Here is an 11,455-nt window from a genome sequence, read left to right on the forward strand (position 1 = left end):
ATGAATTATAAAAATGAGCATATTCAAGTGGTAAGTCGGGCAGGAAAAATACTTGCAGTACAAATGGTTGGAAAAAGTACAGCGCCTACAATTATGTTTTCAAATTCATTGGGTACAGATCATGCAATGTGGCAATCACAAGTTGCGCAATTGAAACAAACCTATCAGATCATTACTTACGATACACGTGGACATGGGAAAAGTGAGGTTGCTAAAAGCACTCGGTTAAAAGACTTAGCTGAAGATGTCATTGATATTCTTAATGCACTTGAGATTAAGAATGTACACTTTTGTGGTATTTCGATGGGAGGATTAACTGCACTGTGGTTAGGTGTCTATCAGGCTGAACGTTTCCATAGCATTACCGTCGCTAACTCGGCAGCTAAAATCTGGAATGAAGAGGGATGGAATACACGTGCAGATGATGTTGAACGTCATGGTTTAGGTAGTTTAGTTGCATCGACACATCAACGTTGGTTTAGTGATAGTTTTGACTATAAACATGATGATGTCGCACAGATCGCAATTCAAAGTTTAAAAGATACAAATCCTCAAGGGTATGCCGATGCATGCCGTGTCTTAGCAAGAGCAAATCTTCAAGATAATATTTCTGTTATTTCTATTCCAACACTGATTATTGCTGGCAAAACGGATCCTGTAACAACGATTAACGATGCAACATTCATGCACGAACATATTGTAGGAAGTCAGTTGTATTTGATAGATGCATCTCACCTTTCTAATGTTGAGCAACCTGAATGTTTTACTCGCGCCTTAGATAGTTTTATTAAATCTATTCAGTAACTTCTCAAATGAAAAGGACTTTAAGCCAAGGAGGCAAGGATGTCCAAGGATTATAATGCGCAAGGTCATAGTTTAGATGCTCAAGCACTTATTAATAATGCTCCATTTAGTAGATATCAGTGGCTCATCGCAATAATTTGTTTCTCTATTGTATTTGTTGACGGTATTGATACTGCGGCAATGGGATTTATCGCACCTGCATTGGCACAAGATTGGGGAATAGACCGTTCTGAGCTTGGCCCTGTAATGAGTGCTGCATTGGGTGGAATGATTGTAGGTGCATTGGTTTCAGGCCCAATGGCTGATCGTTTTGGGCGTAAAATTATCTTAGCTTTGTCGATGCTCATGTTTGGTGGTTTTACCTTGGCATGTGCATATGCTTCGAATTTAGAGAGCTTGGTTATTTTTCGTTTTTTAACTGGTATTGGTTTAGGTGCAGCAATGCCGAATACCACTACACTTTTTTCTGAATATTGCCCAACACGTATGCGTTCATTTTTAGTTACCTGTATGTTTTGTGGTTATAACTTAGGAATGGCAATCGGTGGCTTTTTAAGTAGTTGGCTTATTCCAACTTTTGGATGGCATAGTTTATTTCTACTTGGAGGTTGGGCCCCACTATTTTTAATGTTGTTGGTAGTCTTTGTATTGCCTGAATCTTATCGTTTTTTAATTGTTAAGAATTATCCTGTAGAAAAAATTAAACATATTTTACAACGTATTGTGCCTGATCAAGTGCGTGACGTTAGAAATTTTCATATTCCCCAAGAAAATATTGAATTAGCAAATAAACATAATGTTTTTGGTATGTTGTTTTCATCTAAATACATCAAAGGCACATTATTGCTTTGGCTGACTTATTTTATGGGGTTAGTCATGATTTATTTGCTCACGAGTTGGTTACCAACGCTTATGCATGAAACAGGAGCATCGCTTGAGCGTGCAGCATTTTTAGGTGGGTTATTCCAATTTGGTGGCGTAATAAGTGCTTTATTCATTGGTTGGGCAATGGATCGCTTTAATCCAAATCGTATTATTGCAGGCTTTTATTTGGCAGCAGGTCTTTTCGCAATTGTGGTTGGCCAAAGCTTAGGGAGTCCCACTTTACTGGCTCTATTTATCTTGTGTGCGGGTATTGCAGTCAATGGCGCACAATCGGCAATGCCTGTTTTAAGTGCGCGATTTTATCCAACGCAATGTCGTGCGACAGGGGTGGCATGGATGTCAGGTATAGGGCGTTTTGGTGCAGTCTTTGGTGCTTGGATTGGTGCAGTACTTTTAGGAAACCATTGGTCATTTACCATGATTTTAAGCATGTTGATTATCCCAGCATCTACAGCAGCAATAGCAATCTTTATTAAATCATTTGTTGCACATACCGATGCAAGTTAGTGAGAGGTACATCTGATGAATGACAATGAGCGTTACAAGCAAGGTATAGCGGTTCGCAGTGAAGTTCTAGGTGAGGAACATGTGAATCGTTCTATTCATAAACTAAATGATTTTAATGATGACTTTCAGAATTTTATTACTCGTTTTGCATGGGGAGAGGTATGGTCACGTCCAGGTCTGACAAGGCATACACGTAGTTTAGTCACGATTGCTATTTTACTTGGACTTGGTCGGGAAGCTGAGTTAAGAATGCACTTAAGAGCCTGTTTTAACAACGGGGTAACTAAAGAAGAGTTAAAGGAATTAATTCTGCATTGTTCACTATACGCAGGTTTACCTGCTGCCAATGCTGCTATGCATATGACGGAAGAAGTATTTGAAGCATTGGATATCCAACCTGAAAAAGTGAATCAAGATTTATAAGGAAAGAAATCATATGTCAAAGCTGATATTAGGTACTTATGCACAGCGTAATAGTGATGACCATCCGCCTGCTTACGCACCAGGTTATAAGACCAGTGTACTGCGTTCGCCTAAGAATGCACTTATTTCAATTGCTGAAACTTTAACAGAGGTCACAGCACCTCATTTTTCACCCAATTTATTTGGTGAAAAAGACAATGATCTTATTTTGAATTATGCAAAAGACGGTTTACCAATTGGTGAGCGTGTCATTATTCATGGCTATGTACGTGATCAATTTGGACAGCCTGTTAAAAATGCATTGCTTGAAGTTTGGCAAGCAAATGCTTCTGGACGCTACCGACATCCGAATGATCAATATATCGGTGCGATGGATCCAAATTTTGGTGGCTGTGGTCGTATGTTAACAGACGCTCATGGTTATTTTATATTTCGTACGATTAAACCGGGTCCATATCCTTGGCGTAACCGTATAAATGAGTGGCGTCCTGCACATATTCACTTCTCATTAATTGCAGATGGTTGGGCACAACGCCTAATTTCACAATTCTATTTTGAGGGTGATCCTTTAATTGATACTTGCCCGATTATAAAAACGATTCCATCTGAACAGCAACGTAAGGCACTTATTGCACTTGAAGATAAAAGTAATTTTATTGAAGCAGACAGTCGTTGTTATCGATTTGATATTACCTTACGTGGTCGTCGGGCCACTTATTTTGAAAATCACCTGACTTAAAAAGATGGAGTTTACAGAATGAATAATTGGAATATTCAAGAAATGAAAGAAACACCCTCTCAAACAGGTGGCCCTTATGTACATATTGGTCTATTGCCGAAACAGGCCAATATTGATGTATTTGCATATAACTATGACAACAATCTTGTACAGGACAAAACAGAAGGTCAGCCTATTCGTATAGAGGGTCAAGTATTTGATGGCTTAGGTTTACCTATGCGCGATGTATTACTAGAAATTTGGCAAGCCGATGCAAGTGGAGCTTACCCAAGTACAGCAGATATACAGGGCAAGCAAGCAGATCCTTACTTTGCTGGTTGGGGAAGAACTGGCGCAGATTTTAAAACTGGTTTTTGGCATTTTAATACGATTAAACCCGGTCAGGTGAAAGGACGAAAAGGTGTGCTACAAGCACCACATATTGCACTTATTATTTTCGCCAGAGGAATCAATGTTGGTTTGAATACCCGTATTTATTTTGATGATGAAATTCAAGCCAATCAAGAAGATCCTGTTTTAAATAGTATTGAATGGGCGACTCGCCGACAAACTTTAATTGCCAAGCGAGAAAACCATGAAAACGAGATTGTTTATCGATTCGATATTTATATTCAGGGAGAACATGAAACTGTATTTTTTGATATTTAGCTGATGGCATGAGAGCAAGCTTTATACATGAAGTATATCGCTTATTCATTTTACAAGGATATGTAAATGATGAATTTTCAAAGTGTTTTGAAAAAAATATATTGTGGTGTGTTGATGTCATTATCCATTATTTCAATTGGATATACTTCAGAAAATATATCTCCAATAGCAAAGAACAAATATGTCGTTAAACATTTGAACTTGAGTGAGCTACCCGTTAAAACAATTGTACCTATTGCAGCCACAACTAGAGTACAGGCACTTGCTCAGGCAAAGCAAATTGCAATGAATAAAGATGCTGATATTGCTGAGTTTAGAGTAGATTTACTCGATTTTGCCAGTGATACCAAGCAAGTCATTGCTTTAGGAAAAGAAATAAATGACATTCTAAAAGCTAAACCTTTATTGGTGACCATTCGCACTGCCAATGAAGGTGGGAAGCTTAACGTAAGTGATGAAATATACGAGAACATTTATAAAGCCTATCTCGAAGCTCCATTTTTTCAACTAATTGATATTGAAATGTTTCGTCATGAAAATATCGTATCTGAATTGACCACTTTGGCACACCAAAAAAATATTTTGGTTGTAATGTCGAATCACGAATTTAATCAAACACCTAGTGAAAAAGAGATTGTTCGCCGTTTATTAAAACAAGATCACATGGGTGCGGATATTTTAAAAATAGCTGTTATGCCAAAGTCTAAACAAGATGTTTTTACTTTGATGAATGCAACGCTTGAAGTAAGCGAACGTACTCCAAAAACGTTATTAACGATATCCATGGGACATTTAGGTCAAATCTCTCGAGTTGCTACAGCAAACATGGGTGGAAATCTAAGTTTTGGAATGATTGATAAAGCCTCAGCACCTGGTCAAATTGATGTGACAGAGCTGAAGCAATTTCTTAAAACTGTCCAGCCTATCCAATAAATGATTGACAAAGGAATATGTCATGAAATCTAAATCTCTCTCTCTTTTTATTTTAAGTCTAGCTACGTCATGTTTGACGATGGCAGAAACATATCATGTCAATCGCTATGAAGATGATGGCGAAAAGGGCTCATTAAGATGGGCTATTGAACAGTCTAATGCCAATACAACGCAAGAAAATCAAATTCTGATTGAAGCCGTGGGGCAATCACCTTATGTGATAAAAATAAATAAGCCATTACCACCGATTCGTTCCTCTTTAAAAATTATTGGGACACAATGGGAAAAGACAGGCGAGTTTATTACGCTTGATGGTTCGAACTATATTCCTGATGAAGGTGCAAAAGCCTGTCCTGGTGCAGTGTCAGGGCAGTATGGAACTAATGTGCGAACAATGACCCTACCAGGTCTGGTTTTACAGGATGTAAATGGTATTACAATTAAAGGTCTTGATATCCATCGGTTCTGTATTGGTATATTAGTTAATCGTTCGAGCAATAATCTTATTCAGCATAACCGAATTAGTAATAATTATGGTGGCTCAGGCATCATGATTACTGGAGATGATGGGAAGGGGAATCCAACATCGACCACAACGAATAATAACAAGGTTATTGATAATATATTTCAAGACAATGGTGATGGGTTAGAACTCACACGTGGGGCTGCTTTTAACCTTGTTGCAAATAATTTATTTACAAACAGCAATGCAAATCCAGAACCATCGCAAGGAATTGAAATTTTATGGGGGAATGACAATACGATTATTGGCAATAAATTTGAAAACTATTCAGATGGTTTACAGATTAATTGGGGAAAGCGTAACTATGTTGCTTATAACGAGATTAGTCAAAACTCACTGGGTTTAAATCTTACAGGTGATGGAAATATATTTGATAGTAACCGAATTCATAATAATCGTATTGGTGTGGCTATTCGTTCAGAAAAAGATATCAATGCACATATCACACTGACAAAAAATCAGATTTGGAATAATAGTAAGGACATTAAACGATGTGAAGCTGGTGGCTCTTGCATAAAGAATCAGCGTCTTGGAGCCATTATATTTTCCGTGCCTGCACTTGAGCATGAGGGTTTTGTTGGCTCACGTGGAGGTGGTGTCGTCATTGAACCGAATAAATTACAAAAAACATGTAGCCAAAAAAATCAAGAAAACTGTAATCCGATACCTAATCAAAATATTCAACCACCTACATTAAGTTTTAAAAATAAGGAAGTGACTGTACAGGTAAAGGGCATGCCTAATCATCGCTATAAGGTTGAATTTTTTGGAAGTTCTCGTGCTTATTTACATGAAGCTGAACAATATTTAGGGTCAAAAATAGTAGTCACAAACTCCGAGGGTCTTGCCAAAGCAAATTGGCGACCAAGTGTAATTATGCCCTCATTGACTGCAACGGTTACAGATGATTTGGGTGCAACCTCCGAACTAAGCCAAGCTGTTCAGACCAAATAACAATATTCGAATAAGGATATTGTTTCAGTCTAGGAATGAGGAATATGAGATGCAACATGTACTAAAACTAGGTGCAGTGTTGGTAACACTTTTGAGTAATCAAATTCTACTGGCACAAGATGATCGGCAATGGTTATTTGGCGATTGGGATGGACAGCGCCAACAACTTGAAAAACAAGGCTATAGATTTACAGCATCTATTATGAGCCAAGCAGCAACGAATTTAGACGGTGGGTATAATACAAACCGTACATTTGAAAATGCGGCACAGCTAAGTTTAGGTGCAAATCTAGATTTAACTAAGATTGTGGGTTGGAAAGATACGACGGCTACAGTTTTAATTACAAAGCGAGACGGAAATGCTTTAACCCTAGAACGTATTAAAGACCCTCGGTCGATCACATTAGGAAATACGCAGGAAGTTTATGGGCGTGGAAAAATTTGGCGACTTACACAGGCATGGGTCAAAAAAGGATTTAAGGACAATACTGTTCAGTTAAAAATAGGACGTATGGGAATGTCTGAAGATTTTAATAGTTCACAATGTGAATTTCAAAATCTTCTTTTGTGTGGTGGACAATTAGGTAAATCAATTGGTTCGATTTGGTATAACTTTCCTGTTGGTTTATGGGGTGTAAATATCAAATATCAGTTTGCCCCTGACTGGAACATTGGTTTAGGTATTTATGAAGTAAATCCTGATAACGTGAAAACGATATCGAATCGCGATGGCTTTAACCTAGACATGAACCATGTTAAAGGTGCGACCTTACCTATTGAGTTGGTATGGAAACCCAAGCTAAGTCTGTTTAATGGCTTACCTGGTGAATATAAAATCGGTGCTTTGTACTCTACAGCAGATGCCAATGATGTCGTGAATACAGCAAAGCTACATAATAATAAACACAGTTTTTGGTTAAACACCCAACAGCAATTGACGAGCCATCAAGGTGATGAAAAAAGAGGTCTTTTTGCTAGCTTAAATATGGTTGTCAATGATAAAGCAACCACCGCTGTACAAAGTACTCAGCAACTCGCATTTTGGTATAAGGGTTTTTTTGACTATCGTCCCAATGACTCAATAGGGTTTGGACTTGCGAATTATGTTGTTAATAAACGGTTACGTGATCATCAAATAGCGCTGAATAATAGTCGTAATTATACGGAATATGACATGTTTGCTGTGGATTATGTGCCTATTCAATCTGATGAATTAAATGTTGAGTTGAACTATACATACCAGTGGTCTCCTGCTGTGATGATACGCCCAAATGTTCAATATATTTATCAGCCAGGTGGAGTTAAAGATATTCAAAATGCATGGGTTGCAGGGCTGAGTATGCGTTTAAATTTTTAACTTGAAAATGTATTAACCCTTTATGACTACGATTTACAGAGTTTTGGACGTAATAGTCATTGTGATATATGGAGAGATGGATGTCTCATTTTCAAAGAAAAGCCAATATTTTATTCAAGATATGGTGTGTAATACTGGGTCTTGTATTATTACTAACAAGTCTATTTTACATTATTGGTGGTGGTAAGCTCGTAAGCCTCGGTGGCTCATGGTATTTCTTGCTTACTGGTCTCATTATTCTTGCTTCATCTTTCTTTATATTTAAAAGAAAGTCACTTGGTGTTTTAGTTTATATATTTGCATTTGTCGTGACCGTAATTTGGGCGCTTTACGATGCAGGTTTTGATTTTTGGGCATTACATTCTCGTTTAATGTTTCCTGCTGGTTTATTTGCTGCATTGCTGTTTACTCTTCCTTATCTGAGTGAGCATAAAGCAACTGGATATAAAAAAACTTCATATGCTTTGGGAGGACTTACTGTTTTAGGAATGATAGTAGGTCTATACGGTATGTTTGTCCCTCATCCTACAGTGAAGGCTTCAGGTCAAGATCAAAATTTAATTCCTGTAAACGCTGACAATAAACAAGTGAATTGGCAAAATTATGGTAACGATGCTGGAGGGAGTCGCTTCGTTGCGTTAGATCAGATCAATCGTACCAATGTGAAAAATCTTAAAGAAGTATGGCGGTTCCGTACTGGTGATTTTACTACAGGTACAGGAAATGGGGCTGAAGATCAAATGACCCCTCTGCAAGTTGGAAATAAAGTATTTTTATGCACGCCACACAATAATATAATTGCCGTAGACGCAGATACTGGGAAAGCACTTTGGAAAGCAGAGGTAAATTCAACTGCGGATGCTTGGGAGCGTTGTCGAGGTGTGGCTTACTTCGATTCGACTGAACCTTTAACGCAACCTATTTTAGCAGGTGCGACACCTATACCGACGGTATCAACGAATTCATTTTGCCCAAAACGAGTGTATACCAATACAGTAGATGGGCGATTAATCGCAGTGAATGCAGATACGGGTGAACGCTGTAAAGATTTTGGTGTAAATGGTACGGTCAATTTACATGAAGGTCTGGGTGATGGCGCCAAAGCACCACGTTTTGAAGTGACTTCAGCACCGACTATAGCGGGGACTACCATTGTAGTGGGAAGTCGAATTGCCGACAATGTCGCAGCAGATATGCCAAGTGGGGTCATTCGTGGGTATGATGTGATTACAGGTAGATTGCGTTGGGCATTTGATCCACGTAATCCAAATACGAATGAAACACTACTAAAATCTGGAGAGATTTATAAGCGTAGTGGTGCAAATTCTTGGGCAGCAATGTCGTACGATCCAAAGATGAATACTGTCTTCTTACCTATGGGTAGCTCATCTGTAGATGTATGGGGAGGAAATCGTACTGAAGCTGATCATAAATACAATACCTCTGTATTGGCACTAGATGCGACAACAGGAAAAGAAAAATGGGTTTATCGTACTGTAAATAATGATTTATGGGATTTTGATTTACCAATGCAACCGAGTTTAATCGACTTTCCAATGAAAGATGGAACATTGAAACCGGCTGTAGTCATTGGAACAAAGTCAGGTCAGTTTTATATATTAGATCGGGTTACAGGCCTTCCGCTTACTAAAGTTGTCGATCAGGAAGTAAAGGTTGCAGATATTCCAAATGAGCAGTACAGCAAAGTACAGCCTCGCTCTGTAGAAATGCCTCAGATTGGGAATCAGACACTTAAAGAATCAGACATGTGGGGAGCAACGCCGTTCGATCAGCTACTTTGTCGAATCAGCTTTAAATCAATGCGTTATGATGGGTTATACACTGCACCTGGTACAGATGTTTCCTTAAGCTTTCCGGGGTCACTCGGTGGCATGAATTGGGGCTCAATAGCATTTGATCCAACTCATCGTTATATGTTTGTGAATGATATGCGTCTAGGTTTATGGATTCAGCTTATTAAGCAAACTCCTGAAGATATAAAAGTTCAGGCAAATGGAGGTGAAAAAGTAAATACTGGTATGGGTGCTGTTCCAATGAAGGGCACGCCTTATAAGGTAAATAAAAATCGATTTATGTCTGTGCTGGGAATCCCATGCCAAAAACCACCATTTGGAACACTTACTGCAATTGATTTAAAAACACGGGAAATAGCATGGCAAATTCCTTTGGGTACTGTGGAAGATACAGGGCCACTAGGAATAAAAATGGGCTTGAAAGTACCTATTGGTATGCCAACGATTGGGGGACCAATGGCAACGCAAGGAGGACTTGTTTTCTTCGCAGCAACGCAAGACTATTATTTAAGAGCATTTAACTCATCAAATGGTCAGGAGCTATGGAAAGCGAGATTACCTGTAGGAAGTCAAGGAACACCAATCAGTTATGTTTCACCAAAGACAGGAAAACAATACATTGTTATTTCAGCAGGTGGAGCACGTCAATCACCAGATCATGGGGATTATGTGATCGCGTATGCGTTAGATAAATAGACAGCGAGATATAAATTTAAAAGAGGGAATAAAAGATTCCCTCTTTTTTTATTAAGTCAGTACAGTTTTCATATCTCTTTTAGAGAAAAAAACGATGACCTAAAGATCATTTTTTAGAAAATTAATTATTCAAACCAATTGCTTTTAGCGCACTAAATGTATAGGATAAATCATCTTGAATGTACTCGCGTACTTCAAAACATATATTTAGTTTTTAAAATAGCACATCTATTGAAATGTGCATGAAATGGTACAAATTGGAAAAGATTGTAAAACGTATAGCCATTGCAATAAATGGCGATGAAATTCATGTAAAAATTATCCCGAATGAAATGAGACAAAACACTTCTACGGGGTTTATGAATGTAGAGGTTGGGAAAAAGATTCTTTTAGAGTCTGGTCAAGAAGTAAGTTTAAACTTAGATGGGAAAAGTTTTTATACTTCGATCAATCAAATGTATAGATTAGCGTAATTCAAAAATATAGCGACTCCGCTGTATTTCCACCCACTAGAATTTTGGTTCTTCATTATAATAATGACGCAGTATTTATTTCAAAAGTCCTACGTTTTTAATTTGAAATTTCAATCTTCTAGTTTTTTACTAGAAAAGAGGACATCTCTATGTCAACAAATGTACAAACTGGCGTTGTTAAATGGTTTAACGATACAAAAGGTTTCGGCTTTATTCAAACACAAGATGGTCAAGACGTATTTGCTCATTTTAAAAACATTCAATCTGAAGGTTTTAAAAGCTTAACTGAAGGCCAACGCGTAGAGTTCATCGTAACTCAAGGCCAAAAAGGTCTACAAGCAGAAAACATCCGCGCGCTATAATTTTTAGCAAACGTGATATCAGCCTATTAATTTAATATTAGTAGGCTTTTTTTATACATTAAACTTGAGAAACTTACATAGCTTTACGCTAAATACAATATTGTTCAAATAGAAAAGTATTTGTGTAGATTTAAATGTTGAGTGTAATGTTGTATGCAATGAATGTTTATATTGCACCTATGTACTAGCAATTCTGTATGAGTTGGATTAGCTTATAAACACGCTAATTGTAGCGTGAAAAAATAATAGGAAAATAAAATGACAATTAATACTCAAGAAATTAAAGAACATGCAAACGTTATCGCTTCTTGTGGAAAGCACATTGGCACTGTAGACC

Annotated in this window: 11 protein-coding genes; all 11 read left to right on the forward strand. The window is 37.7% G+C overall.

The features are described 5' to 3' along the window. The 11 genes from I2F23_RS03400 (at position 1) to I2F23_RS03450 (ending at position 11,118) form a co-directional block, all read left to right on the forward strand. Positions 1–804, forward strand: coding sequence for an alpha/beta fold hydrolase (locus I2F23_RS03400; RefSeq protein ID WP_195771160.1), 804 nt, complete (start codon positions 1–3; stop codon positions 802–804). Between the two features lie 39 nt (positions 805–843). Next, positions 844–2,196, forward strand: a complete 1,353-nt coding sequence (locus I2F23_RS03405) for an MFS transporter (RefSeq protein ID WP_195771161.1) — start codon at positions 844–846, stop codon at positions 2,194–2,196. A 15-nt stretch (positions 2,197–2,211) separates the two neighbouring features. Further along, a complete protein-coding gene (gene pcaC, locus I2F23_RS03410; protein ID WP_195771162.1) occupies positions 2,212–2,619 on the forward strand; it encodes a 4-carboxymuconolactone decarboxylase in 408 nt (135 codons plus the stop codon). Between the two features lie 13 nt (positions 2,620–2,632). Continuing rightward, positions 2,633–3,358 carry a protocatechuate 3,4-dioxygenase subunit beta gene (gene pcaH, locus I2F23_RS03415; RefSeq protein WP_195771163.1) on the forward strand — a complete coding sequence of 242 codons (726 nt, stop codon included), beginning with the start codon at positions 2,633–2,635 and terminating at the stop codon, positions 3,356–3,358. An 18-nt stretch (positions 3,359–3,376) separates the two neighbouring features. Next, positions 3,377–4,006: a protocatechuate 3,4-dioxygenase subunit alpha gene (pcaG, locus tag I2F23_RS03420; protein WP_195771164.1), complete on the forward strand. Its 630-nt coding sequence runs from the start codon at positions 3,377–3,379 to the stop codon at positions 4,004–4,006. Positions 4,007–4,072: 66 nt separating this feature from the next. Continuing rightward, positions 4,073–4,939 (forward strand): type I 3-dehydroquinate dehydratase, encoded by an 867-nt coding sequence (aroD, locus tag I2F23_RS03425; protein ID WP_195771165.1) that lies wholly within the window; start codon positions 4,073–4,075, stop codon positions 4,937–4,939. 22 nt (positions 4,940–4,961) lie between these two features. Next, entirely contained in the window at positions 4,962–6,416 is a 1,455-nt protein-coding gene (locus tag I2F23_RS03430; RefSeq protein WP_195771166.1) for a right-handed parallel beta-helix repeat-containing protein, read from the forward strand. A gap of 49 nt (positions 6,417–6,465) precedes the next feature. Next, complete coding sequence (locus I2F23_RS03435) at positions 6,466–7,773, forward strand: carbohydrate porin (RefSeq protein WP_195771167.1); 1,308 nt, start codon at positions 6,466–6,468, stop codon at positions 7,771–7,773. An 80-nt stretch (positions 7,774–7,853) separates the two neighbouring features. Continuing rightward, positions 7,854–10,283: a glucose/quinate/shikimate family membrane-bound PQQ-dependent dehydrogenase gene (locus I2F23_RS03440; RefSeq protein WP_195771168.1), complete on the forward strand. Its 2,430-nt coding sequence runs from the start codon at positions 7,854–7,856 to the stop codon at positions 10,281–10,283. Between the two features lie 242 nt (positions 10,284–10,525). Further along, complete coding sequence (locus I2F23_RS03445) at positions 10,526–10,756, forward strand: transposase (RefSeq protein WP_195771169.1); 231 nt, start codon at positions 10,526–10,528, stop codon at positions 10,754–10,756. Positions 10,757–10,905: 149 nt separating this feature from the next. Beyond that, positions 10,906–11,118 (forward strand): cold-shock protein, encoded by a 213-nt coding sequence (locus tag I2F23_RS03450; protein WP_195771170.1) that lies wholly within the window; start codon positions 10,906–10,908, stop codon positions 11,116–11,118. Positions 11,119–11,455: the final 337 nt, after the last annotated feature.

This window comes from Acinetobacter pollinis (assembly GCF_015627175.1).
GTDB lineage: Bacteria > Pseudomonadota > Gammaproteobacteria > Pseudomonadales > Moraxellaceae > Acinetobacter > Acinetobacter pollinis.

Coding starts and splice junctions, on each gene's coding strand:
- I2F23_RS03445 (WP_195771169.1), top strand. CDS start 10,526: ATGAAATGGTACAAATTGGAAAAGATTGTAAAACGTATAGCCATTGCA.
- I2F23_RS03440 (WP_195771168.1), top strand. CDS start 7,854: ATGTCTCATTTTCAAAGAAAAGCCAATATTTTATTCAAGATATGGTGT.
- aroD (WP_195771165.1), top strand. CDS start 4,073: ATGATGAATTTTCAAAGTGTTTTGAAAAAAATATATTGTGGTGTGTTG.
- I2F23_RS03400 (WP_195771160.1), top strand. CDS start 1: ATGAATTATAAAAATGAGCATATTCAAGTGGTAAGTCGGGCAGGAAAA.
- pcaH (WP_195771163.1), top strand. CDS start 2,633: ATGTCAAAGCTGATATTAGGTACTTATGCACAGCGTAATAGTGATGAC.
- pcaC (WP_195771162.1), top strand. CDS start 2,212: ATGAATGACAATGAGCGTTACAAGCAAGGTATAGCGGTTCGCAGTGAA.
- I2F23_RS03435 (WP_195771167.1), top strand. CDS start 6,466: ATGCAACATGTACTAAAACTAGGTGCAGTGTTGGTAACACTTTTGAGT.
- I2F23_RS03405 (WP_195771161.1), top strand. CDS start 844: ATGTCCAAGGATTATAATGCGCAAGGTCATAGTTTAGATGCTCAAGCA.
- pcaG (WP_195771164.1), top strand. CDS start 3,377: ATGAATAATTGGAATATTCAAGAAATGAAAGAAACACCCTCTCAAACA.
- I2F23_RS03430 (WP_195771166.1), top strand. CDS start 4,962: ATGAAATCTAAATCTCTCTCTCTTTTTATTTTAAGTCTAGCTACGTCA.
- I2F23_RS03450 (WP_195771170.1), top strand. CDS start 10,906: ATGTCAACAAATGTACAAACTGGCGTTGTTAAATGGTTTAACGATACA.